23 protein-coding genes, 1 tRNA gene and 2 pseudogenes are annotated in these 21,912 nt (G+C 72.0%); 8 read left to right on the top strand and 18 right to left on the bottom strand.

What is annotated here, in order from left to right:
* The first annotated feature begins 94 nt into the window (after positions 1–94).
* Positions 95–949, top strand: coding sequence for a MerR family transcriptional regulator (locus H300_RS0109460; RefSeq protein ID WP_078515846.1), 855 nt, complete (start codon positions 95–97; stop codon positions 947–949).
* A gap of 74 nt (positions 950–1,023) precedes the next feature.
* Positions 1,024–2,028, top strand: coding sequence for a Gfo/Idh/MocA family protein (locus H300_RS0109455; protein WP_028427241.1), 1,005 nt, complete (start codon positions 1,024–1,026; stop codon positions 2,026–2,028).
* 57 nt (positions 2,029–2,085) lie between these two features.
* On the opposite strand, the gene H300_RS0109450 is transcribed toward H300_RS0109455, so the two are convergent.
* The gene (locus H300_RS0109450; protein ID WP_028427240.1) at positions 2,086–2,889 is read right to left on the bottom strand and encodes an exodeoxyribonuclease III; all 804 of its coding nucleotides are present in this window, start codon (positions 2,887–2,889) and stop codon (positions 2,086–2,088) included.
* A 26-nt stretch (positions 2,890–2,915) separates the two neighbouring features.
* Between H300_RS0109450 and H300_RS0109445 the strand changes: the two genes are divergently transcribed.
* A complete protein-coding gene (locus H300_RS0109445; protein ID WP_028427239.1) occupies positions 2,916–3,398 on the top strand; it encodes a GNAT family N-acetyltransferase in 483 nt (160 codons plus the stop codon).
* Positions 3,399–3,443: 45 nt separating this feature from the next.
* On the opposite strand, the gene H300_RS25935 is transcribed toward H300_RS0109445, so the two are convergent.
* The 7 genes from H300_RS25935 to H300_RS0109410 all read right to left on the bottom strand — a co-directional run bounded on the left by H300_RS25935 (position 3,444) and on the right by H300_RS0109410 (position 10,583).
* Positions 3,444–4,739 carry a cytochrome P450 gene (locus H300_RS25935; protein ID WP_051269832.1) on the bottom strand — a complete coding sequence of 432 codons (1,296 nt, stop codon included), beginning with the start codon at positions 4,737–4,739 and terminating at the stop codon, positions 3,444–3,446.
* Positions 4,736–5,944 carry a cytochrome P450 family protein gene (locus H300_RS0109435; protein WP_037979771.1) on the bottom strand — a complete coding sequence of 403 codons (1,209 nt, stop codon included), beginning with the start codon at positions 5,942–5,944 and terminating at the stop codon, positions 4,736–4,738. Before H300_RS0109435 ends, H300_RS25935 begins: the two co-directional genes overlap by 4 nt.
* A 122-nt stretch (positions 5,945–6,066) precedes the next feature.
* A complete protein-coding gene (locus tag H300_RS0109430; protein ID WP_028427237.1) occupies positions 6,067–6,675 on the bottom strand; it encodes an ATP/GTP-binding protein in 609 nt (202 codons plus the stop codon).
* Entirely contained in the window at positions 6,656–7,012 is a 357-nt protein-coding gene (locus tag H300_RS0109425; RefSeq protein WP_028427236.1) for a DUF742 domain-containing protein, read from the bottom strand. The genes H300_RS0109430 and H300_RS0109425 overlap by 20 nt, the downstream gene beginning before the upstream one ends.
* Entirely contained in the window at positions 7,009–7,467 is a 459-nt protein-coding gene (locus H300_RS0109420; protein WP_037979712.1) for a roadblock/LC7 domain-containing protein, read from the bottom strand. The genes H300_RS0109425 and H300_RS0109420 overlap by 4 nt, the downstream gene beginning before the upstream one ends.
* Positions 7,464–9,380, bottom strand: coding sequence for an ATP-binding protein (locus H300_RS25930; protein ID WP_078515845.1), 1,917 nt, complete (start codon positions 9,378–9,380; stop codon positions 7,464–7,466). The genes H300_RS0109420 and H300_RS25930 overlap by 4 nt, the downstream gene beginning before the upstream one ends.
* 237 nt (positions 9,381–9,617) lie before the next feature.
* On the bottom strand, positions 9,618–10,583 hold the full coding sequence (locus H300_RS0109410; RefSeq protein ID WP_028427234.1) for an SDR family NAD(P)-dependent oxidoreductase: 966 nt from the start codon (positions 10,581–10,583) through the stop codon (positions 9,618–9,620).
* A 410-nt stretch (positions 10,584–10,993) separates the two neighbouring features.
* Here H300_RS0109410 and H300_RS29980 point away from each other — a divergent pair, with 410 nt between their 5' ends.
* Positions 10,994–11,143, top strand: a complete 150-nt coding sequence (locus H300_RS29980) for a DUF2188 domain-containing protein (RefSeq protein ID WP_199779163.1) — start codon at positions 10,994–10,996, stop codon at positions 11,141–11,143.
* A gap of 31 nt (positions 11,144–11,174) precedes the next feature.
* Here the strand turns inward: H300_RS29980 and H300_RS0109405 are convergent, their stop codons facing one another.
* Positions 11,175–11,798 carry a mycothiol-dependent nitroreductase Rv2466c family protein gene (locus H300_RS0109405; RefSeq protein ID WP_486583675.1) on the bottom strand — a complete coding sequence of 208 codons (624 nt, stop codon included), beginning with the start codon at positions 11,796–11,798 and terminating at the stop codon, positions 11,175–11,177.
* Complete coding sequence (locus H300_RS0109400; RefSeq protein WP_028427232.1) at positions 11,795–12,367, bottom strand: TetR/AcrR family transcriptional regulator; 573 nt, start codon at positions 12,365–12,367, stop codon at positions 11,795–11,797. Before H300_RS0109400 ends, H300_RS0109405 begins: the two co-directional genes overlap by 4 nt.
* 92 nt (positions 12,368–12,459) lie before the next feature.
* Here H300_RS0109400 and H300_RS0109395 point away from each other — a divergent pair, with 92 nt between their 5' ends.
* A complete protein-coding gene (locus tag H300_RS0109395) occupies positions 12,460–13,476 on the top strand; it encodes an ATP-binding cassette domain-containing protein (protein ID WP_486583674.1) in 1,017 nt (338 codons plus the stop codon).
* Positions 13,469–14,233 (top strand): ABC transporter permease, encoded by a 765-nt coding sequence (locus tag H300_RS0109390; RefSeq protein WP_028427230.1) that lies wholly within the window; start codon positions 13,469–13,471, stop codon positions 14,231–14,233. Before H300_RS0109395 ends, H300_RS0109390 begins: the two co-directional genes overlap by 8 nt.
* A gap of 101 nt (positions 14,234–14,334) precedes the next feature.
* Here the strand turns inward: H300_RS0109390 and H300_RS32310 are convergent, their stop codons facing one another.
* Complete coding sequence (locus H300_RS32310; protein WP_486583673.1) at positions 14,335–14,469, bottom strand: hypothetical protein; 135 nt, start codon at positions 14,467–14,469, stop codon at positions 14,335–14,337.
* A gap of 114 nt (positions 14,470–14,583) precedes the next feature.
* Here H300_RS32310 and H300_RS0109380 point away from each other — a divergent pair.
* Together H300_RS0109380 and H300_RS32305 are read left to right on the top strand one after the other, a co-directional pair.
* Positions 14,584–15,525, top strand: a pseudogene (locus H300_RS0109380) (recombinase family protein); the annotation flags it as partial.
* 107 nt (positions 15,526–15,632) lie between these two features.
* Positions 15,633–15,704 (top strand): annotated as a pseudogene (locus H300_RS32305) (hypothetical protein); the annotation flags it as partial.
* Between the two features lie 610 nt (positions 15,705–16,314).
* Here the strand turns inward: H300_RS32305 and H300_RS0109375 are convergent.
* The 7 genes from H300_RS0109375 to galU all read right to left on the bottom strand — a co-directional run bounded on the left by H300_RS0109375 (position 16,315) and on the right by galU (position 21,824).
* Positions 16,315–16,387 (bottom strand) — tRNA-Ala (locus H300_RS0109375).
* Positions 16,388–16,462: 75 nt separating this feature from the next.
* Positions 16,463–17,569 (bottom strand): divisome protein SepX/GlpR, encoded by a 1,107-nt coding sequence (sepX, locus tag H300_RS0109370; RefSeq protein ID WP_028427228.1) that lies wholly within the window; start codon positions 17,567–17,569, stop codon positions 16,463–16,465.
* A 171-nt stretch (positions 17,570–17,740) separates the two neighbouring features.
* A complete protein-coding gene (locus tag H300_RS0109365; RefSeq protein WP_028427227.1) occupies positions 17,741–18,364 on the bottom strand; it encodes a GNAT family N-acetyltransferase in 624 nt (207 codons plus the stop codon).
* On the bottom strand, positions 18,361–18,999 hold the full coding sequence (locus H300_RS25925) for a MogA/MoaB family molybdenum cofactor biosynthesis protein (protein ID WP_051269829.1): 639 nt from the start codon (positions 18,997–18,999) through the stop codon (positions 18,361–18,363). The genes H300_RS0109365 and H300_RS25925 overlap by 4 nt, the downstream gene beginning before the upstream one ends.
* Positions 18,996–19,481: a cyclic pyranopterin monophosphate synthase MoaC gene (gene moaC / locus H300_RS0109355; RefSeq protein ID WP_028427226.1), complete on the bottom strand. Its 486-nt coding sequence runs from the start codon at positions 19,479–19,481 to the stop codon at positions 18,996–18,998. Before moaC ends, H300_RS25925 begins: the two co-directional genes overlap by 4 nt.
* Positions 19,482–19,561: 80 nt before the next feature.
* A complete protein-coding gene (gene glp / locus H300_RS0109350) occupies positions 19,562–20,917 on the bottom strand; it encodes a molybdotransferase-like divisome protein Glp (RefSeq protein ID WP_028427225.1) in 1,356 nt (451 codons plus the stop codon).
* A 4-nt stretch (positions 20,918–20,921) separates the two neighbouring features.
* A complete protein-coding gene (galU, locus tag H300_RS0109345) occupies positions 20,922–21,824 on the bottom strand; it encodes a UTP--glucose-1-phosphate uridylyltransferase GalU (RefSeq protein WP_028427224.1) in 903 nt (300 codons plus the stop codon).
* Positions 21,825–21,912: the final 88 nt, after the last annotated feature.

Here is a 21,912-nt window from a genome sequence, read left to right as displayed (position 1 = left end):
AGGGGGCGGGGGCGAAAAGTTACCACCGGTTGCACCTCCCTCCCGGAACCCGTACGCCCGCCGGGAAGCGTGGGGCAGCCCGTAGGCTGGCCGGGTGGGCGATACCGAACAGAACAGCGATCACCGGCCCGCGAGAGGCGACCGGTCCTCCCCCGGCACGGCAGCGGCCGCGCAGCGCGAGGAGCCCGCGGGACGCGAGTACCGGGCGGCCGAACTGGCCGAGGCAGCCGGCATCACCCCCCGGACACTCCGCTTCTACCGGGAGCGGAGACTGCTGCCGCCGCCCCGCCGCGACGGCCGGATCGCCTGGTACGACGCGCACCACCTGGCCCGGCTGCGCACCATCGGCGCCCTGCTGGCCCGCGGCCACACCCTCGGCGGGATCGCCGAACTGCTGGCCGCCTTCGAGAAGGGGCGCGACTCCCGCAGCGCGGCCGAACTCCTCGGCCTCGGCGACACCCTGACCCCCTCCTTCTCCGAGGAGACGCCGGTGCGCCTCACCCCGGAGGAGCTGGCCGGCTGGTTCCCCGGCGACGACTCGACGCAGAACCTCTCCGCTTCCCTGGACCTCGGTTACCTCGCCGTCGAGGGCGACCACCTCGTCCATGTCAGCCGCCGTCTCCTGGAGGCCTCCTCGGCCCTGGTCCACGAGGGCGTCCCGCTGTCCGCGGTGCTGGACGTGGGCCGGGACGTGCGCACCCACGTGGAGGCCATCGCCACCGTCTTCGCCGAGCTGATCCGCACCCGGCTGCTGGAGACCGGACGCGAGCCGGAGGCCGTCGCCGCCTCCGTACAGCAGCTCCGCCCGTACGCCAAGCAGGTCGTGGACGCGGAACTGGCCATGGCGCTCGACCGCAGGGTCCGCACCGCGGTGGACGACTGGCTGCGCGGCCAGGAGGGCCGCAGCCCGCGGGCAGCGGCCGAGGCCGATCCGCCCGGGAACGCCTGATCTACCATGGGCCCGGTCGGGGCACCGCGCCCGGTCGCCGCGACAGCGACGGAACCCATGAGGGAGCAGCTCGGATGGAACCCCTGCGCATCGGCGTCCTCGGCGCGTCCCGGATCGCCGAGAAGGCGCTCGTCGCCCCCGCCCGGCTCACCGGCCACCGGCTCGTGGCGGTGGCCGCGCGCGACCGCGGCCGTGCGGAGGCGTTCGCCGCGAAGCACGGCGTGGAGCGGGTGCTGGAGTCCTACACCGACCTGCTGGCCGACCCCGAGGTGGAGGCCGTGTACAACCCGCTCGCCAACGCCCTGCACGGGCCGTGGAACCTCGCGGCGGTCCGGGCGGGCAAGCACGTGCTGACCGAGAAGCCCTCGGCCAGCAACGCGGCCGAGGCCGCCGACGTGCGGGACGCCGCGGAGGCCGCCGGGGTGGTGGTGATGGAGGGGTTCCACTACCTGTTCCACCCCGTCACCCGGCGTCTGCACGAGCTGCTGGATACCGGCGAACTGGGCGGACTGCGCCACGTCGAGGTGTCGATGGCGATGCCGGCGCCCGCCGAAGGCGACCCGCGCTGGTCGCTGGAGCTGGCCGGCGGCGCCGTCATGGACATCGGCTGCTACAGCCTGCACGCGGTCCGCCGGCTCGCCCCCTGGGGCGGCGGCGCCCCGAAGCTGGTCGCGGCCAGCGGCGGCGAGCGGGCCGACTGCCCCGGGGTGGACGAGTGGCTCGACGCGGAGCTGGAGTTCCCCGGCGGCGCCACCGCCTCCGCGCGCTGCAACATGGCGGGCGACGCCGTCCGCTGGGAGTTGCGGATCACCGGTTCCGCGGGCGAGGCACGGGCACTGAACTGGATCCAGCCCGACCTGGACGACCGGGTGGAGATCACGACCGCGGCCGGCACCCGGACCGAGGAACTGGGTCGGCGCAGCACCTACGCGTACCAGCTCGACGCCTTCGCGGCCCGGTTGCGGGAGGGCACGGCACTGCCGCTGGACCCGGAGGACGCGGTGCGGACCATGACCCTGATCGACGACTGCTACCGGGCGGCCGGCTTCCGCCCGCGCCCCAGCTTCGTCGCCGGCTGACCCCACCGGGCCGCCGCGGGGCCGCCGCGGCACCCCGGCGGCCCCGCGGCCTGCGGGTCAGCGGTCGAAGACGGCCGTCACCGGGGCGTGGTCGCTCCAGCGCTCCTCGTGCGTGGCGGCCCGCTCCACGTACGCCTTGACGCAGCGGTCGGCCAGCCCGGCCGTGGCCGCGAGCAGGTCGATGCGCCACCCGGAGTCGTTGTCGAACGCGCGGCCCCGGTAGGACCACCAGGAGTACGGGCCCGCCTGGTCCGGGTGCAGCCGCCGCACCACGTCCACGTAGCCGCCGTCGCCCCGGTCGAGCACCCGGGAGAGCCAGGCGCGTTCCTCGGGCAGGAACCCGGCGTTCCGCCGGTTCGCCCTCCAGTTCTTCAGGTCCGCCTCCTGGTGCGCGATGTTCCAGTCGCCGCAGACCAGCACCTCGCGCCCGTCGGCGGCGGCGCGCTCGCGCAGCTCCTTGAGGTAGGGCAGGAAGGCGGCCATGAAGCGCTCCTTCTCGTCCTGCCGCTCGGTGCCGACCTCGCCCGAGGGCAGGTAGAGGCTGGCGACCGTCAGGCCCGGCAGGTCCGCCTCCAGATAACGGCCGGAGCCGTCGAACTCCGCCGCCCCGAACCCGGTACGCACCGCGTCAGGCTCGCGCCGAGCGAGCAGCGCCACACCGGCCCGGCCCTTGGCCGAGGACGGCGCGTAGAAGGCGTGCCACCCTGCGGGTTCCCGCACCTCGGCGGTGAGCTGGCCCCCCTCGGCGCGCACCTCCTGGAGGCACACCACGTCCGCGTCCCCCTCCGCCAGCCAGGGCAGGTAGCCCTTCCTGGACGCGGCCCGCAGCCCGTTCACGTTCACCGAGGTCACCTTGAGCATCCCTGCACGATACATACGATGCACTCATGCAGATCGTGACCCTTCCCCGTGACCACCCCGACGCCCGGAAACTGGACGCCGAGGTGCAACTGGAGTACGCCGCCCGGTACGGGAGCGACGGCGACGTCACTCCGCTGAGCCCGGAGATGTTCGAGCCGCCGAACGGCCGGTTCCTGCTGGCGTACGACAGGGAGGGGCGCCCGGTGGCCACCGGCGGCTGGCGCTCGCAGGACAGCGGCGAGGAGCTCTACCGGGACGGCGACGCCGAGATAAAGCGGATGTACGTGGTCGAGGACGCGCGGGGCCGCGGGCTCGCCCGGCGCATCCTCGCCGCGCTGGAGGAGGACGCCAGGGCGGCCGGGCGGACCAGGATGGTGCTGGAGACGGGCATCGCCCAGCCCGAGGCCCTCGCGCTCTACAGCTCCAGCGGCTACCTGCCGTGCGCGAAGTTCGGCGTCTACCGGCACACCGAGGAGAGCCGCTGCTTCGCCAAGCCGCTCCAGGTGTAGAGCCCTGCGAGGTCCCGGGCGCCGCCCGGCACCCGGCAGGAGGCGTCAGGCCCCGGCGACCGGGCCGGTCCCGTCCCGCCTGTCGCCCGAGCCGAATCCGCCGGTGAGCAGGACGGGGAGCTCGTAGAGGTCGTTCTGCGTCAGGACCGGCTTGTTGCGCAGCGCGCTGTCCGGCACGGCGGGCGACAGCCCGGGGAAGCGGGCGAAGAGCGCGGGCAGGGCGATACCGGCCTCCAGCCGGGAGAGCGGTGCCCCGGGGCAGACGTGCGGGCCGTGCCCGAACGACATGTGGCGCTTCTCGGCGCGGGTGACATCGAAGGCGCCGGCGTCCGCGCCGTGCTGCCGCTCATCGCGGCCGATCGCCACGTACGAGGTGATCAGCGCGTCGCCCCTCGGCAGGACGGCGTCACCCACCTCGACGTCCTCGGTGGCGAACCGGATGAGCACGTGCGAGGTCGGGCTGTCCCAGCGCAGGGTCTCCTCCACCACCGCGTCCCAGGACACCTCGCCGTCGAGGACCAGGCGCAACTGGGCGGGATGGTTCAGCAGGGCGCGCACCGCGTTGACGATCAGGCTGATCGTCGTCTCGTGCCCGGCGGTCACCATGAGCTGGAGGGTGTTGACGACCTCCTCGTCGGTGAGCGGCTCACCGCCCTCGTCGGCCAGGAGGAGACCGCTCGTCAGATCATCACCGGGGTTCCGCTTCCGCTCGGCGACCACCGCGCCGAACAGCTCGCTCAGCTCCCCGAGGACCGCTCCCCGCTCCTCCGGAGGGGTACGGATGTCGAAGAAGCTGTCGAAAAGCGTCCGGAGGCGGGGCAGCAGCGAGGAGCCGATGCCCATCAGCTCGCTGATCACCCCCATCGGCAGCGGGTAGGCGAAGGTGGCCTTCACATCGACGGGGGTGTCCGGTCCCTGGACCCGGACCTGCTCCTCCATCGCGTCGAGCAGCCGGGAGGAGATCGTCTCGATGCCCGGTGCGAGACGCCCCACCCGGCGCGGCGTGAGCGCCTGACCGACCTTGGCCCGCAGCCTGCGGTGCTCGGCACCGTCCACCGTCAGCATGCTGCGCCCCGGGGCCGCCAGCCCGATCAGCGGCCACTCGGGGGTGATCTCCCCGCGCTGCCAGGCCCCCCACGCCCCGAGGTCCTTCACCAGCCGCGGGTCCGTCATCAGCCGGCGTGCCTCCGCGTGCCGGGTGACCGCCCACACTCCGACCCCACCGGGAAGCTCCACCCGGGCGAGCGGGCCCGCGGCCCGCAACCGCTCCCCCTCACCCGCCAGGTCGCGCACCAGCGGGTCGAGCACGATGCTGTCGGCCGGTCCGGCGGGGCAGCTCATCGGGTTCCTCCTGCGGTGGGAGTCGGGGTGAAGTGGACGGGCAGGGCCGCCATGCCCCGCAGCCACGGGGAGGGGCGCCTGGACAGCTCCTGCTCGGGGACGGCGAGGTCGATGTCCGGCAGCCGGTCGAGCAGCACTTCGATGCCGGTCCGGGCGATCACCTCGGCGATCTCCTGTGCGGGGAACGGGCAGCGGTGCTCCCCGTGGCCGAACGAGAAGAAGGCGCTGTTCCCGCCGGTGAAGCCGCCTGTGGCGATGCGGTCGTTGTGCACCTGGGGGTCGGCGTTCGCCCCGGCCACCCCGAGGACCAGCAGATCACCCTGCCGGATGTGCCGGTCGCCCAGGCGGGTGTCCCGGGCGGCCCAGCGCCCGGCGACGTTCTGGCTGGGGGTGTCCTCCCACAGCACCTCGTTCATCGCCTCGGCCACGCTGTGCCGGCCGCCGGACAGCGACGCCGCGAACCGGTCGTCCGTCAGCATGAGCCGGAGCGAGTTGCCGATCCAGTCGGCCGTCGGCTGATGGCCGGCGGTCACCATCACCATGAGGTCCTCGACGAGTTCCTCCTCGGAGAAGCCCGACGGGCGGGCCAGCATCCGGGAGACCGTGTCCGCACCGGGCGCCCGCTTCTTCTGCGCGACGAGCCGCTGCATGGCGGCCAGCACGTACTGCTGGCCGCGGAGCGCGTGCTCGCCGCCGTCGACCAGGTCGTTCAGCGCGGTGGCGAGCGCCGGCCCCTCCTCCTCGGGGAAGCCGAACAGCACGGTCAGCACCAGCACCGGCAGCAGCGTGGCGTAGTCGCCGACGAGTTCGGCCCCGCCCGCGCCGCAGAAGTCGTCGACGAGGCGGTCGGCCCACCGCTCGCAGCGGCGGCGCAGCTCGATGTGGTCGGTTCCGGCCAGCGCCTCGCTCACCATCGCGTGCCGGCGCCGGTGCGCCTCGCCGACGGTGTAGAGGATGGACGGCTGCCGGTGCCCGATCATCGGGAGCATCGGCCAGTCCTCCGGGATGTACGGCCACTGGTTCCACAGTTCGGAGTCGCGGCTGAACAACTCCGGGTCGCCGGTGACCCGGTGCAGCTCGCGGTAGCCGATGACCAGCCAGGCGGGGAAGCCCCCGAGCAGTTCGATCGGCACCACACCGCCGTGCTCCCGGCGCATCTCCCGGTAGAGCCGCGCCGGTTCGGTCAGGAAGCGGGGCCCGGACATCGGCACCGCGCCGGAGTGGGCCGGGCAGCCCGCCGGCGGCCCGGACGCCGGTTCGGGCGCGGACGCGGACGCCGGGTCGGGCGCTGCGGCCGGTGGCGGGGTGTCGGAAGGGTGCGGGGTGGTCACGGGGCGGTCTCCCGGGCGGTTGACAGCGCGTGCAGGTGCTCGACCAGCGTGAGCAGGACCTCCTTGCTCGACGCCCGGGAGCGGGCGTCGCAGTCCACGAGCGGCACGTCCGGCGAGAGGTCCAGCGCCTCCCGGACCTGCTCCGGGGTATGCGGCGGCCCGCCGAAGTCGTTGCGGGCCACGATGAACGGCGTGCCGAAGGCCTCCAGACGGTCGATCGCGTACCAGGAGTCGGCGAGCCGCCGGGTGTCGACCAGCACCACCGCGCCCAGGGTGCCGCTGAAGAGCCGGTCCCACAGGAACCAGAACCGCTCCTGCCCGGGGGCGCCGAACAGGTAGAGGACCGTGCGGTCATCGAGGCTGATGCGGCCGAAGTCGAAGGCCACCGTGGTGGCCCGCTTGTCCCGCACGTCGCTCAGGTCGTCCACGCCCTGTCCGGCGAGGGTCATCGTCTCCTCGGTGTTCAGCGGGCGTATCTCGCTCACCGAGCGGACCAGCGTCGTCTTGCCCACGCCGAACCCGCCGACCACGACGATCTTCAGCCCGTTGTCGGCGGTTCTCAGCAGAGGGGCGCGCACGGCGTGTTCAGAGGTTGCGGAGTCCAACGAGCACCTGCTCCAGGAGGGTGGGGTCGGGTAGATGTGCCTGGCCGCGGACCGTGCGGGGGTGCCGCGCGGTGATCCGGCCAGTGGCCAGCAGGTCGGAGAGCAGGATCCGTACGATGCCCACCGGCAGCGCCAGGTCCGCCGCGAGCTCGACCACGGCCGTCGGGTCACGGCAGAGGGCGAGGATCGCGGCGTGCTCGGACTGCATCCCGGCCGTCGGCTCGCATTCGCTGACCACCAGGGTGACGAGGTCGAACGCCTCCGAGTCGGCCCGGCTGCGCCCGCCGGTGACGGTGTAGAGCCGGTCCGGGCTGTCGTCCCGGCCCGGCCTGCTCACACCGCCCCGCTGCGTTCGCCCGAGGACCGGGGCGGTGTGCTCAGGTGCTCGCCCAACTGCTCCACGAGCTCGTTCATGTTGTGGCCGATGAGACCGACGTCGGCGTTCTCCTCCGCCACGACGGCGAGGTGCGCGCCCTCGCCGGCCTCCACGATGAACAGGATGCCGCCGTAGAACTCGGTCATGGCCTGCCGGACGCCGCCGGTGCCGTCGCCGAACTCGATGGAGGCGCCCTGCGAGAGGCTCTGGATTCCGGCGGCGATCGCGGCGAGCTGGTCGGCCCGGTCCGTGGTGAGCTCGGGGGTCTGGCAGAGCTTCAGTCCGTCACGCGACAGCACCAGGGCGTGCCGGGCTCCAGCGGTCCGCTTCAGCAGGCTCTCCAGAAGCCAGTCGAGCTCTCCGGCCGAACCCGCGCCGGGCAGGTCCTGCGATGCCCTCGGGGATGGTGCAGTCATCGGGTGTCGTCCTCCGGTTGTGAAGTCGCCGGTCCCGTAGGGGCGGCGGGTTCTGCGGACATCTCGGACGCGTGGTCCGCGGCGGGTCGTTCGGCGGGGTGTTCCGCCGCGGGGGCGGGCGGCCCCGAGCGTGCGGCGGACACTCCGCCGTCGGCGGGGGCCGTGTCCGGGACCTCCGCGGGGGGCGGCTCCGGGCCATCGGACGGGATGCCGGCCGGGCTCTCCGTCGCGGCAACCGGGGCGGGCAGCGGGAACGAGCCGGTGTCCTCTCCCTTCCCCTGGAGTGCCCGGCGGAACACACCGAAGCGCGCCGCGGACTCGGCCGCCGACCGCACCCGGGGCGCAGCGGAGGACGCCCCGGGGCGCCTCTCCGCGGCCCGGGCGGCCGCCAGCGTCCGTCCCCGGCGGCGCCTGGGCAGTCCGCTCTCACCGAACTCCGCGGGCGACTCGGTGCCTCCGGCGTTTCCCCGTCCGTGCGCCGCTTCCTCGTCGCCCGGCCGGTCGCGCCTCGGCAGCCGCGCCGCCCGCGTCCCCTCGGGGCCGGGCGTACCGGCTGCGGTGGCGCCGGGGTCCCCGCCCGGCACGCCGGGAGCGGCGGCAGCCGCGGCGGCGTCGCCGCGCGCGGTCCCGTTGCGCGGCGTGCCGTTGTCGGGGTTCTTGTCGCTCGGCGCCCCCCGGCCCGCGAGGGCGCGGGGGAGCGCCGCGCCGCGCCGCGTGCCGCCGGACGGCGCGTCCGCCGCGTCCGGTGCCGGAGCGGCGGGCCCGGAGGCCCCGGCAACCGCCGTCCCCGCGCCGCGGCGCGGCACGTCACCGGCGGGGCGCGGCTGGGTGATCAGCTCCTGCGGGATGCGCACCAGCACGCCGGTTCCGCCGCGGGCCGAGGGGCGGAAGGAGACCGTCAGGCCGTGTTTGCGGGCCAGGCAGCCCACGACCGCCAGCCCCAGACGGGTACCGGAGAGGGTGGCGAGGTCCAGCGGTTCACCGGAGACAGCGCGTTCGGCGCGGCGCAGGGCGAAGTCGCTCATCACCAGGCCGCTGTCCTCCACCGTGATGACCACCCCGCTCGGCACCTCCTCCACATACACGTGGACCTCGGCCGTGGGCGGTGAGAAGTTGGCGGCGTTGTCGAGGATCTCGGCGAGTGCGTGCATCACGCCCTCGGCTGCGTGCCCGGCGACCGCCAGTCCGTTCGTGGAGTGCGTACGGACCCGCTGGTAGGCGGCGATCCGGCCCATCGCGCCGCGGAGGATGCTCTCCATCACGATCGGCTTGGCCCAGCGGCGGCCGGAACGGGCACCCGTCAGCACGGCGACGCTGTCCGCCAGCCGTCCCGACTGTGCGGTCCGGTGGTCAAGGTGGAGCAGGTCGCCGAGCACCGCCTCGTCGCTGTGCCGGTGCTCCATCTCCCGCAGGTCGGCGAGCATCCCGGTGGCCAGCGCCTGCATGCGTCCGGCCGCGCTGGCGCAGGCCGACAGGGCCGCCGCCCGTCCGCCCTCGCTGCGGCCCAGCTCCTCGGCGAACGTCCGCAGGACCTGCCGGTGCGACTCGGCCGCGGGCACGGGCGCAGCGGCGAGCGCCGACTCCGGCGACGCGCCGTCCCGCAGCAGCCGGACCAGCGCGGGCACGGTGTCCTCGGCGAGCCATGCCGAGTCGTGCTCCATGTCCGCGATCCGGGACCGCAGCAGCCGGTTGCGCTCCTGCTGGAGGGCGAGGGCCACCGCGGCTGCGCAGAGCAGCACGGCCGCGGCCCCCGCGCCCCAGGCGAGCGGGACGCGCACGGCCTCCGGCGCCGTCAGGACCGCCACCAGGCAGGCCGAACCCGTGACGAGTACCGAGACCAGCAGAGCCCGCAGGGCCGGTCGCGGTGAGAACTGCTCCGCCCGTCGGCGCGCGGTCAGGGTCTGCGCTGTCATCAATCGCTGTCCTCACGGACGGATGGGCGGTGGAGCCGGTGCGGGGCCCGAGAACCCGGAATCCCGATCATCCGACGACACTACAAGTGAACTGCCGATCACTTCCAGCCCGTGATGGACATCTCCCGGCTATCTCCCCGAGGTGGTCACCACATCCTCAACGTGCGCACCACAAGCGGGCGCCGCCCCCGCGCCCCCGCAGACACGGGGAGCGGCGGACGACGCCGGTACCGCCGGTCAGCCGACGGTGGAGAAGGCGTCCACCCCGGTCAGCCGGGCCGAGAGGGCCCACAGCCGCGCCGCCTGCTCCGGGTCGGCGGCGTACGGGCGGACGCCGCCGGCGGCCGGGTCCTCGTCGCAGGCGATCGGGGCGATCTCGCAGTCCTCGCAGTACACCCCGCCCAGATCGGCCAACTGCGGCGAAGTGGCCGCCCACACCTGGGTGGCCGCGCCCTGCTCGGGCGTCTTGAATTGGGGGTTGATCTGGTTGCCGGCCTCGTCGATCCACCCCGCGGCGACCATCTCCTCCTTCGGTAGGTGGCGCTGGAGCGGCGTGAGGATGCCGCCCGGGTGCAGCGAGAACGCCCGCACCCCGTCCTCCCGTCCGAGCGCGTCCAGCCGCACGGCGAACAGCGCGTTGGCCGTCTTCGCCTGTCCGTAGGCCTGCCACTTGTCGTAGCCCTGCTCGAAGTGCGGGTCGTCCCAGCGGATACCGGAGTTCCAGTGCCCCCGGGACGACACCGACACCACCCGCACCTGTGGCGCGAAGGCCGGGCGGAGCCGGTTGACGAGCGCGAAGTGGCCCAGGTGGTTGGTGGCGAACTGCGCCTCCCAGCCCGGCCCGACGCGCGTCTCGGGACACGCCATGACCCCCGCGCTGTTGATCAGGATGTCGACCCGGCGGCCGGAGGCGACGAACCGCTCGGCGAACCCGCGCACGCCCTCCAGGTCGGCGAGGTCCAACTCGGCGGCCTCCACCCCGTCCAGGCCCCGGATCGCTTCCCGCGCCGCGTCGGGGCGCCGCGCCGGCACCACGACGAACGCCCCGGCAGAGGCGAGTGCGCGAGTGGTCTCCAGTCCCAGCCCGGAGTAGCCGCCCGTGACGACGGCCAGCTTCCCCGAGAGGTCGACGCCGTGCAGGACCTCCGCGGCCGCGGTCTCCGCGCCGAATCCCGAACCGATGCTCTGCTGTGGAGTAGTCATGCACCGAGCCTAGGAACTGGAGCGCACTCGATGGCAAGCCGCCGCGTCGGCCCCCGCCCCCGCACCCCTTTTCGACCCGCCCAGCGCGCCGACGCCCGGAGCACGGAAGCGCGCCCGGGGCGGAACCCGGAGGCACCGAGGGACGGGGCGCTTCAAGAGCGGGTCCGGCATGCGGTCAGGCGGGTACCTTCCCCTGCCGCCGCCGGCGCGAGGAGGACGTTTCGCTCACTCCGCCCCCGCCCGTTCCGGTGGCTCGGACGAGCGCGAGGGAACAGGTGGCGGGTGGTACCCCACGTTCGTGATGAAATGAAAACGAGCGTCTGCCTTCCAAGAGGAACTGGAAATCCACCTGGACACCGAGGCCGCCGCCGGGGTCAGCGAAGCTGAGCCTGGATCCACCGGCCTGATGCCTGTGGATCCAGGCTGAGGCTCACGACGCTGCGCGCGGTTTCGCCGAACGAAGCGGAGGCGGCGAGGTCCGCGACCACCGCAAGGACAACAACCAGATGCGCAACACAGACACGGTGGGCAAGAAGGACCCCTATCCGCCGAAGGGTTGAACAGGTTCGCCGAGTGCCCGGCTCCCATCGCTCAGCGTTTGACCTCGCGGAAGGTCGGGATGCTGGTCAGCAGGAGCGTCGCCTCCCAGAGGCGGATTGCATCCTCGGCGGTCGGGAGGGCGCTGAGGACGGGGCCGAAGAGTGCGTGCTGCGCTCCGTCTGGGTTGGTGATTGCGAGGACGGGGGTGCCGATCTCGGCGTCGATGCGGTCTATGCCGTCGTGGTGGGAGGCGCGTAGCTCGGTGTCGTAGTCGGTAGATGTGCCGGTGTTGGCGAGTTCAGTGGGCAGGCCGGCACGTTGGAGGGCTTCGGTGATGTCGCCGTTCCATTCGCGTTCGGTGCCGTCGGGGTCGGTCCAGAGGACGTCGTAGAAGGTGCCGAGCGCGTCGTGTCCGTGTTCGGTCTGGACGGCGGCCGCGACGCGGGCGGGTATCCAGAGGTAGCCGTGGGGATCGTCTTCGGGGTCGTCTTCGCGGTGTTCGTTGAGCACCGACAGACTCATGACCCTCCACCGCACCTCCAGCGGCACGTGATCGGCGACCTGGGTGATCCAGCGGGCGGTGTGGCGAGTGAGGGGGCAGGCGGGGTCGAGCCAGAAGTCCACCGCCCACCCCGTGCCGACGCCCTCGGGGGCCGCGACCATTGCGGCGCTCATGTCGTCTTGTCCGTGTGAGCGGTGATGCCCTGTTCCAGGGTGCGGGTGACGGTGGCGGCGACGTCGAACTTCGCCAGGGCTCCTTGGGCGAGCTGCTCGAACGCGGTATAGGCCACGCCCCATAGAACCTGTTGTATCCACTCGGCGGTGAGCTGGTCGTCGAAGACTCCCTCGGCCTGTCCGCGACGGATGAGGTCGATCACCGGGTCATGCGGGGTGGGCAGCTCGGGCTCGGCAGTGGGGACGACATCGCGCATCAGGGCCTGGTCGCCGAAGACGAACATGATCGCCTCGCTGACCGAAGCCAGGGCCGTGACCACGCGGCGCATCGCCTCCAGCGACCGACCGGTCTCGGGCTGGGCTTCGGCGATCGCGGCTCCGATGACCTCCAGGGCGTGCTCCACGGCGGCGCGGACCAGCCCGTCCCGTTCGGGGAAGTAGCGATGCAGCGTCGTACGACCGACCTCTGCCGCCTCCGCGATTTGCGGCAGGGTCGCGCCCCGCTCACTCGCCCAGGTGCGCACCGCAGCGGCGACGATGGCTTGTTCGGTTCGGTTCTTCGCGCTCATCTCTTCATGGTATCAACAACATCCACATACGAGTCCGAGCTCTCCGGTATGGAGGTTTGTAGTTCCACTCTGGATGTTCTAGAGTCCGCAGTATGAGTGCAAAGCAGATGATCCGGGCCGAGGGGCTGCGCAAGACCTTTAAGGCGGGCAAGGAGACGATCGAGGCGGTGCGCGACGTGAGCTTCGATGTCGCTGCCGGGGAGCTGGTGGCCCTGCTGGGGCCGAACGGCGCTGGCAAGTCGACCACGCTGCGGATGCTGACGACGCTCCTGCCGCCCACGGCGGGGAGCGTGCACATCGCCGGTCACGACGCGGCCCGGTACCCAGGTCGGGTGCGCGAGTCGATCGGGTATGTCGGCCAGAAGAACGCCTCTGGCGAGAACCACCGCATCCGCGACGAACTCATCACCCAGGGCCGCTGCTACGGACTGGCGACCCGCAGCGCCCGAGGCCGGACCGATGAGGTGCTGGAAGTCCTGGGCATCAGCGACCTGGCTACCCGCCAGCCCGGCACGCTCTCGGGCGGTCAGCGACGCCGTGTGGACATCGCCCTGGGCCTGATCAACAACCCCAGAGTGCTCTTCCTCGACGAGCCCTCCACCGGCCTGGACCCGAAGAGCCGTGCCGGTCTGTGGGAGCAGATACAGCTCCTCCGCCGAGAGCACGGCATCACCATCCTGCTGACCACCCACTACCTCGACGAGGCCGATCACATGGCCGAGCGGATCGTCATCGTCGACCACGGCGAGGTGATCGCCAACGGCACCGCAGACGCCCTCAAAGCCGACCTGGCCGGTGACTGGATGCGCGTCACGACCCCGAACGCCGATACCGCTCGCGCCGCCACAAGGATGGCCGGTCAGATACCCGGTGCCTCCGAGGTCACCGCGGATGGTGCGGACGTGCGAGTACGGATCGCCGACGCCGAGACCGCGCTGCCCGCCTTCCTCAGGCTCCTGGACCAGGCATCCATCACCGTCACCCGAGCCGCCCTCGGACGCCCCTCCCTCGACGACGTGTTTCTGAACCTCACCGGACGCCGGCTCGAAGAATCAGGCGACGCCAGCGACACCACCACCGACGAGCCGATCGGAGCCACCCATGCCTAAGCTCATCCGCGACACCACCACCGTGTTCTCCCGCGAGATGACGCCGGAGGTCCGCTCACCCATCAGCATCATCTTCGCCATGGGGCAGCCCCTGCTGTTCCTGGTCCTGTTCGGCTCGATGCTCGTCGGCACCGGAGCCAACCTGGGCGCAGGAGGCGGCGACGTCTGGCAGTGGTTCGTGCCCGGCATCCTCGTGATGATGTGCCTCATGGGGCCGCTGTCCGCTGGTCACAGCATGCTCAGCGAACTCAACGGCGGGCAAATGGAACGCTTCCTCGCCACCCCCATCAGCCGCACCTCGATCATCCTCGGCCGCACCGGCAAAGACACCGTCACCTTGTTCGCCCAAGCGATCCTGCTCACCGCCATCGCCATCCCGTTGGGGATGAGCCTGCACCTGCCCGGCGCCCTGGTGACCATGGCACTGCTGATCATCATGGCCACCGGACTGTCCGCCCTGTCCTACGTCCTGGCCATCGCCTCGATGCCCAGCGGAAGCCTGTTCTGGATCGTCACCCAGATGCTCCTCTTCCCGATCATGCTGCTCTCAGGCATCCTGCTCCCCGTCGACGCCGGACCCGGCTGGCTCAGCGCGATCGCCACAGTCAACCCCATCACCTACATCGTCAACGCCGCCCGGTCCCTGTTCATCGGCGACTTCCTGAGCACCACGGTCCTCTACGGCACCATCGCCGCCGCAGCGATCGCCGCCGTAGGCCTGGTGTTCTCCACCCGCGCCATGAAGCGCGGCATCTGACCTCACCACAACTCTCATGCCGCCGGGCACGCGCGACCAGCACGTAGCGCTCCCGGCGGCATCGCGCGGCTACCGGCCGATCGTTGCCCGCAGCACAACGATCACATGCCCATCGCGTACGACTGCGTGAAGCTGATCTTCATCCGCCACGGCTCAGCCCTCCTCCTCAGCGAGTTCGGCGAAAAGCCAGTCAAAGTCGGCGCCGGATCGGCACCGGGACCGCTGGTGCTGGTCATACGGGTGATCTCCTGCTCGTTCTGTCCACCCAGGCTAACTGATCACGCCGGAACGTCTCACCCAACGATGTCAGGGAGGGTGACCCCGTCGGGTCTCGCCTTACAGCCACGTTGATGGCTGCTCTCACGATCAGCATCCCGTCCCAGTTCTTGGGAGCGCGAGGGTCGAACCGCGTGAGAGTGAAGGACCCGATGACCACCACTACTGCTTCCGATCCGGCGGCCAGTCTGATCGAGCCACCGATCAGCACGGCCGTCGCGATCTCCTACCTGCGGGTCTCCACTCGCGAGCAGGCCTCCAAGGGCGGGACCGACGAAGGCTTCTCCATTCCCGCCCAGCGTGAGGCGGTGCAACGCAAGGCCGACCAGCTCGGCGCAGCGATCGTGGAGGAGTTCGTCGACGCCGGAGCCTCGGCCAAGTCCGCCGACCGGCCCGAGCTGATGCGGATGATCCAATACGTCAAGGTCAACAAGGTCGCGTACTGCATCGTCCACAAAGTCGACCGCCTCGCCCGCACCCGCGCCGACGACGTGACCATCCACCTCGCCCTCCAACAGGCCGGCGTGCTGCTGGTCTCGGCCACGGAGAACATCGACGAGACTCCCTCGGGGATGCTGCTGCACGGGATCATGTCGACCATCGCGGAGTTCTACTCCCGCAACCTGGCCACCGAGGTCACCAAAGGCATGACCCAGAAAGCCATCGGCGGCGGCACCCTCGGCAAGGCCCCCATCGGCTACCTCAACGTCCGCACCCGAGACGACCAAGGCCGTGAGGTCCGCACCGTCGAACTCGACCCCGAACGCGCACCGCTGATCGAGTGGGCGTTCAAGGCCTACGCCTCCGGCAACTGGACCGTCAGCCAGCTCCACGACGAGCTGACCTCCCGCGGACTGGTCAGCGTCCCCACTCCGAAGCGGCCCGCCAAGGCGCTGGCGGTGTCCGCGGTGCACCGGCTGCTGACCAACCCCTACTACAAAGGCGATGTCGTCTACCGCGGCAGCCGCTACAAGGGCACCCACACCGCCCTCGTCCCACCCGAGGTCTGGTACCCGGTCCAGTCCGTGCTACCGCCCACAAGACCGCCGCCGAGGCCACCCAGGTCCACGACCACTACCTCAAAGGCACCATCCACTGCGGCCAACGCGGGTCCCGACTCATCGTGTCCAACGCCAAGAACCGCCACGGGAAGGTCTACTGCTACTTCGTGTGCTCGGGCAGGCACTCCAAACGCACCGACTGCACCCGCCAAGCGATGCTCATCGAAGACGTGGAGAACCTGATCGAGGACTACTACACGCGCGTGCAGATCAGCCCCGCCCAGCGCGATGCTCTGTCGGGGATGCTGCATCACGAGTTCGACCGGCTCATGGCCGCCGAGACCGACGAACTCGAACGCCTCACCAAGCACCGCGACCGGCTCGAACACGAACAAGACCGGCTCATGCAAGCCCACTACGCCGACGCGATCCCGCTGCCGGTACTGAGACGGGAACAGGACCGCATCCTCGGCGAACTCGACAGCGTCAACCGGCGCATAGGCGCCCATCACGGCGACTATGCCGACGCCCGCACCCACCTCGATGATGCGCTGAACCTGCTCACCGATTGCGCCGACATCTACAGCCGGTGTGACGACGCCAACCGGCGGTTGTGCAACCAGGCCTTCTTCACCAAGGTCTACATCGACGAAGACGAGCTACGCGTCGAGAACAACCGACCCCTCGAGATGCTGCTCGACTCCGAGGTCAACGCCAACGCTCTCAACTGGGCTCAGAACGCCGACAAGGCCCGAACCCCAGCCAACGATTCTGTTGGCAAGGGTTCGAGCCTTGTGCGCGGGGTGGACCTGAGGGGATTCGAACCCCTGACCCCCTCGTTGCGAACGAGGTGCGCTACCAACTGCGCCACAGGCCCTTGGAACGAGTGAAACTCTAGCACCCCGGTCGCGGTGCACGAAAATCCGTTGCCGTGCTGCTCACGGGGGCCGGTTCATTCGTTCGCGGCACGGCGCCGCTCCTGCTCGGCGTACTGGTCGAAGAGTGGGGTGGGCGCGCGGCGCCGACCGCGGCGACCGGCGTGCGGGGTGGGTGCGACGGCGTCCGGGACGGCCTCGGGGGGGCCTCCGGAGCGCAGCTGGGGCTGCGGCTGGGGATCAACGCGGTTGCGGCCGGTGGCCGGGTCCGAGGCGGTGGAACGGGCCGAGCTCCAGATGTCCGAGGCGTCCAGGTCCACACCCGACGCGGTGCGGGCCGCGACCGGGGCGTTGACGTAGGTCGGCAGCGGCACCGGGACGGGGTCCCAGCCGTCACCCTGCGGGTCACGCCCGCGTTCACGCTGCTGGTCGATCCACTCGGCGTGGTCGGTCTGCTCGACGAGCGCCCGGCGGTCCTCGGCCGGCGTGCCGTGTCCGGGCGTGCCGCGGTCGGGGGGGGCCGGGTCGGCGGCGGCGGGTGCCTTCCGCTCCGGGCGGCGGCGCTCGTGCAGCCGCCGGGCGGCGGCCTCCGCCCCGCCGCGGTCCAGGCGCACGGCGAACCTGCGGCGCTCCTGCGCCCGGAGGTAGACGATGTAGCCGCTCAGCAGCACCGCCGGGATCCCGGGCGCCCACAGGAAGCGGACACCGCCGACGCCCGCGATGACCGCGCCGAACGTGAAGGCGAGGAAGAGCACCGTCGTGGTGCGGCGCCGACGGGCAAGGACCTTGGCGCGCTTGCCGCGCTCGGACGTCGCTGCGGCCCGGGAGTGCTGCTGCACCTCGGTGGGCGCGGCCGGGTCCACGGCCGGGGCCGGACGTCCGGCGCCGGACGGGACGGGTGCGGGATCGCCGGAATCCCGGGCGGCGGCCTCCTCGGCCGCGGCGTCCGGGTCACCGGCTGCGTCATCGTCGGCGGTGGGTCCGGGAGTTCCCTCCCGCGCCTCCCGCTCCTTGGCATGGCGCCGTTCCATCGCCGCCCGGCCGGAAAGCAACCGGATGGCGGTACTGAAGCGCTCCGTCGGACGGGAGTCGTTCAGCTCGTCCTGCCGACGGAGCCACATTGGTACCAGGTAGGCGGCCCAGGCCCCGACGATGACTGCATAGATGAGGCCGCTGCTGCTCACGTCTCACACGGTAGAGGGGTTTTGGCGAACGCATCCGCCAATTGAGTCGGCGTGTCGCACGATCCGACTGATTTCCCGGACTTTTTTGTGACTGCCGAGTCACCGAAGCGCTCATGTACTCATTCGATGAACGCCAGGAACCGGCGGAGAGAGCTAATTCGAACACATTTCCTATTCGAAGGAGGTTCCCGGACTGGTCCGCCGCCATCCGGCGAGCAGGCCCTGCGGTACTTCCTCCGCGGTCAGGGCGAAAACCAGGTGGTCCCGCCAGGCCCCGTCAATGTGCAGATAGCCAGGCCGCATGCCCTCCTCGCGGAATCCGAGCTTCTCCACCACCCGCCGGCTCGGGCCGTTCTCCGGGCGGACGCAGACCTCGATCCGGTGGAGGCCGACCGCCCGGAAGCAGTGGTCCACGGCGAGCGCGACCGCCGTAGGGGTGACGCCCCGGCCCGCCACCGCGCGGTCGATCCAGTAGCCGAGGTGGGCGGAGCACATGGAGCCCCAGGTGATCCCGGCGACGGTGAGCTGACCGACCAGGCGTCCCTGGTGCACGATGACGAACGGGAGCATCCGGCCGGCCTGCGCCTCGGTCCGCAGGTGCCGGACCATCTGCCGGTAGGTGGGGCGCTGCGGCGGGAGGTGGCCGGGTGGTGCCGGGGGGATGGTGGCCTCCCAGGGGCGCAGCCACTCCCGGTTGCGCTGGTTGACCTCCCGCCAGACCCGGTGGTCGCGCAGCCTTATCGGGCGGAGGGTCGTGTCACGGTCCGTCAGCTCGACCGGCCATACGGCGTTCAGTGCGTGTCCCTTCCGGGGGTGTCCGACGCGGGGTCCCCCGGTGCGGGAGCACCCGGTGAGGGGTCCCCCGGCGCGGACACGTCCGGCGCGAGAACGTCCGTGCGGGCGTGGTCGCCGCCGCGCAGTTGGTCGACGGCGTGCGGGAGCAGCTCGCCAAGGACCTCCAGACCGTCCTTCACCCCACCGCTGGAACCGGGCAGGTTCACCACCAGGGTACGTCCGGCGACCCCCGCGAGCCCTCGGGAGAGCGCCGCGGTGGCCACCTTGCGCAGCCCCGCGGCCCGGATCGCCTCGGGGATGCCGGGGATCTCCAGGTCCAGCACCCGGCGGGTCATCTCCGGCGTCAGATCCATCGGGGACACACCGGTGCCACCGGTCGTCAGCACCGCGTCGTAACCGGCCCCCACCGCCTCGCGGAGCGCCTGCGCGACCGACTCGCCGTCGGGCACCACGACGGGGCCGTCGGTCTCGAAACCCATCGCGCGCAGCCCCGCGACCAGCAGCGGTCCGCCGGTGTCGGCGTAGACGCCCGCCGCGGCGCGGTTGGAGACCGTGACCGCGAGCGCCCGCCCCGCACTCGGCGCGGAGCCCGCGTGTGCGCCGTCCTCCGCGCCCGGTCCGGGTCCGGCGGTCACGCCCGGTTCCAGACGCCGGAGCGGCCGCCGGTCTTCTCCTCGACCCGCACGTCGGTGATCACCGCGCCCTTGTCCACCGCCTTCACCATGTCGACCACGGTCAGGGCCGCCACGGTGACCGCGGTGAGCGCCTCCATCTCCACCCCGGTCCGGTCGGTGGTGCGGACGGTGGCGGTGATCAGCACGGCGTCGTCGGCGACGGCGAGGTCAAGCTCGACGCCGGACAGCGCCAGCGGGTGACAGAGGGGGACGAGTTCCGGGGTCTTCTTCGCTCCCATGATCCCGGCGACCCGGGCGACGGCCAGGGCGTCCCCCTTGGGGAGCTGCTCGTCGGCCTCGCCGCGGAGCAGTTCGACGACCCGCGGGGCGACCAGCACGCGTCCGGTGGCCGTGGCGGTGCGCGCGGTGACGTTCTTGGCCGAGACGTCGACCATCCGGGCGGCGCCGGTTTCGTCGATATGGGTGAGGTGCCGACTGTTCATGACCCGACACCGTACCGGGCCACGGTGGCGGACGGCCGGTGGCGGCCCCGTGGCGGGACAGCCACCGGCGCGCGGCGGGTTCAGCCCAGCGGGACGACGTCGAGCACGGTCCCGGGGGCGACCTCGGTGGTGTCCTCCGGGACGACGAGCAGCGCGTCCGCCCGTGCCAGTGCCGCGACCAGGTGCGAACCCGCGCCCCCGACGGGCCGGACGGTGCCCGTCGTCTCACCGTCAGCCGGCGGGAGGTAGCTGCCGCGGAGGTACTGGCGGCGCCCGGACGGCGAGGTGAGCGGCTCGTCCGCCGCGAGGCGGGCGCGGACGTGCGGGCGGTGGACGGGGTCGCAGCCCATGAGGGTACGGATCACCGGGCGCACGAACAGCTCGAAGGAGACGTAGGAACTGACCGGGTTGCCGGGCAGGGCGAGCAGCGGGGTGCGCTCCTCCCCGATGACGCCGAAACCCTGCGGCTTGCCGGGCTGCATGGCGACGCGGCGGAAGTCCACCCCGCCGGACCGGATGACGTCCCCCGGCCCCTCCGGGGTGTCGCCGCCGCCGGCGGACCGGAACGAGGCGTCGGCGCCCAGCGCCTCCTTCACCACGTCGTAGGCGCCGACGCTGACTCCGCCGCTGGTGACGAGCACGTCGGCGCGGATGAGCTGGTCCTCCACGGTGGCGCGCAGGGTCTCGGCGTCGTCGGCCACCGCACCCACCCGGTAGGCGAGTGCGCCCGCCGCACGGGCCGCGGCCGTCAGGACGTAGCTGTTGGAGTCGTGGATCTGCCCGGGGCCCAGCGGCTGGCCGGGCGCGACGAGTTCGCTGCCGGTGGAGAGCACCACGACCCGCGGCCGGGGCCGGACGAGGACCGTCCCGCAGCCGATCGCGGCGAGCAGGCCGATCTGCGGCGGTCCCAGGACGGTGCCGCCGCGCAGCGCCAGGCTGCCGGCGGGGACGTCGCTCCCCCGGGCGCGCACGTGCCGTCCGGCCTCGACCGGCCGGTGGACGCGGACCTCGCCGCTCGCGCCGGAGGGGTCGTCGCGGTGCGCGGCCATGCTCGTCGCGCGGCCGGAGCCGGTCCCGCTGTCCGTCCACTCGACGGGGACGACGGCCTCGGCGCCGGGCGGCAGCGGCGCGCCGGTCATGATGCGGGCGGCCTGGCCGGGTCCGACGGCGAGCTCCCCGGCGGCGCCCGCGGCGACGTCCCCGACGACGGTGAGCACCGCCGGGAACTCCTCGCCCGCGCCGGCCGTGTCGACGACCCGGACGGCGTATCCGTCCATCGAGCTGTTGTCGAAGGGCGGGAGCGCGGCCGGCACGGTGACGTCCCCGACGAGGACGCAGCCCTGCGCGTCCAGGAGCGGCAGTTCGATCGGCTCCAGCGGGCGCACCGCCGCCAGGATGTCGGCCAGGTGCTCGTCGACCGACCAGGTCTCGCTCAACGCCTCACAGCTCCTCGTTCACGTATCCGCGCAGCCAGGTCCGGAAGTCCGGGCCCAGGTCCTCACGCTCGCATGCCAGCCTGACGATGGCACGCAGGTAGTCGGAGCGGTCGCCGGTGTCGTAGCGGCGGCCGCGGAAGACGACGCCGTGCACCGGCCCTCCGAGGGAGGGGTCGGCGGCGAGGGTCTGGAGCGCGTCGGTGAGCTGGATCTCGTCGCCGCGGCCCGGCGCGGTCTTCGCGAGCACCTCGAAGACGGACGGGTCCAGGACGTAGCGGCCGATGATGGCGAGGTTGCTGGGCGCGACCGCCGCGTCCGGCTTCTCCACCAGGTCGGAGACCTCCACGACGTCGTCCTGCCCGGTGGCGCGGGCGGCGGCGCAGCCGTAGAGGTGGATGGTGTCCGGGTCGACCTCCATCAGCGCGATCACGCTGCCGCCGAACTCCTGCTGCACCTCGATCATGCGCTGGAGCAGCGGGTCGCGGGGGTCGATCAGGTCGTCGCCGAGGAGGACGGCGAAGGGCTGGTCGCCGACGTGCGGGGCGGCGCACAGCACGGCGTGACCCAGTCCACGGGGGTCCCCCTGGCGGACGTAGTGCATGGTGGCGAGGTCGCTGGACTCCTGCGCCTTGCGCAGCTTGGTGTCGTCGCCCTTGCTCCGCAGCACCTGTTCCAGTTCGTAGTTCCGGTCGAAGTGGTCCTCCAGCGGGCGCTTGTTACGACCGGTGATCATGAGCACGTCGGAAAGGCCCGCGTCCACCGCCTCCTCCACCACATACTGGATGGCGGGCTTGTCGACGACCGGCAGCATCTCCTTCGGCGTGGCCTTCGTGGCGGGCAGGAAACGTGTGCCCAGGCCGGCAGCGGGGATGACAGCCTTGAGGATCCGAGTGTGCGAGCGAGTCATGAGCGCACCATAACCGCTGACTTCGCCCGGAAGACAATGATCCTACTGGTCTGTTGCGGTATGCGGACACAGCAGAGAGGACACGCAC

It is taken from the genome of Streptomyces sp. TAA040 (assembly GCF_000424845.1).
This window is presented reverse-complemented; position numbering and strand designations above follow the sequence as displayed.

What these genes read in the sequence shown, in the direction of transcription:
- H300_RS0109455 (WP_028427241.1), top strand. Translation starts at nt 1,024, where the DNA reads ATGGAACCCCTGCGCATCGGCGTCCTCGGCGCGTCCCGGATCGCCGAG.
- H300_RS0109445 (WP_028427239.1), top strand. Translation starts at nt 2,916, where the DNA reads ATGCAGATCGTGACCCTTCCCCGTGACCACCCCGACGCCCGGAAACTG.
- H300_RS0109405 (WP_486583675.1), bottom strand. Translation starts at nt 11,798, where the DNA reads ATGAGCGCCGCAATGGTCGCGGCCCCCGAGGGCGTCGGCACGGGGTGG.
- H300_RS0109395 (WP_486583674.1), top strand. Translation starts at nt 12,460, where the DNA reads ATGAGTGCAAAGCAGATGATCCGGGCCGAGGGGCTGCGCAAGACCTTT.
- H300_RS0109435 (WP_037979771.1), bottom strand. Translation starts at nt 5,944, where the DNA reads ATGTCCGGGCCCCGCTTCCTGACCGAACCGGCGCGGCTCTACCGGGAG.
- H300_RS0109400 (WP_028427232.1), bottom strand. Translation starts at nt 12,367, where the DNA reads ATGAGCGCGAAGAACCGAACCGAACAAGCCATCGTCGCCGCTGCGGTG.
- galU (WP_028427224.1), bottom strand. Translation starts at nt 21,824, where the DNA reads ATGACTCGCTCGCACACTCGGATCCTCAAGGCTGTCATCCCCGCTGCC.
- H300_RS25930 (WP_078515845.1), bottom strand. Translation starts at nt 9,380, where the DNA reads ATGACAGCGCAGACCCTGACCGCGCGCCGACGGGCGGAGCAGTTCTCA.
- H300_RS25935 (WP_051269832.1), bottom strand. Translation starts at nt 4,739, where the DNA reads ATGAGCTGCCCCGCCGGACCGGCCGACAGCATCGTGCTCGACCCGCTG.
- H300_RS0109420 (WP_037979712.1), bottom strand. Translation starts at nt 7,467, where the DNA reads ATGACTGCACCATCCCCGAGGGCATCGCAGGACCTGCCCGGCGCGGGT.
- H300_RS32310 (WP_486583673.1), bottom strand. Translation starts at nt 14,469, where the DNA reads ATGACCAGCACCAGCGGTCCCGGTGCCGATCCGGCGCCGACTTTGACT.
- H300_RS0109390 (WP_028427230.1), top strand. Translation starts at nt 13,469, where the DNA reads ATGCCTAAGCTCATCCGCGACACCACCACCGTGTTCTCCCGCGAGATG.
- H300_RS0109410 (WP_028427234.1), bottom strand. Translation starts at nt 10,583, where the DNA reads ATGACTACTCCACAGCAGAGCATCGGTTCGGGATTCGGCGCGGAGACC.
- H300_RS0109450 (WP_028427240.1), bottom strand. Translation starts at nt 2,889, where the DNA reads ATGCTCAAGGTGACCTCGGTGAACGTGAACGGGCTGCGGGCCGCGTCC.
- moaC (WP_028427226.1), bottom strand. Translation starts at nt 19,481, where the DNA reads ATGAACAGTCGGCACCTCACCCATATCGACGAAACCGGCGCCGCCCGG.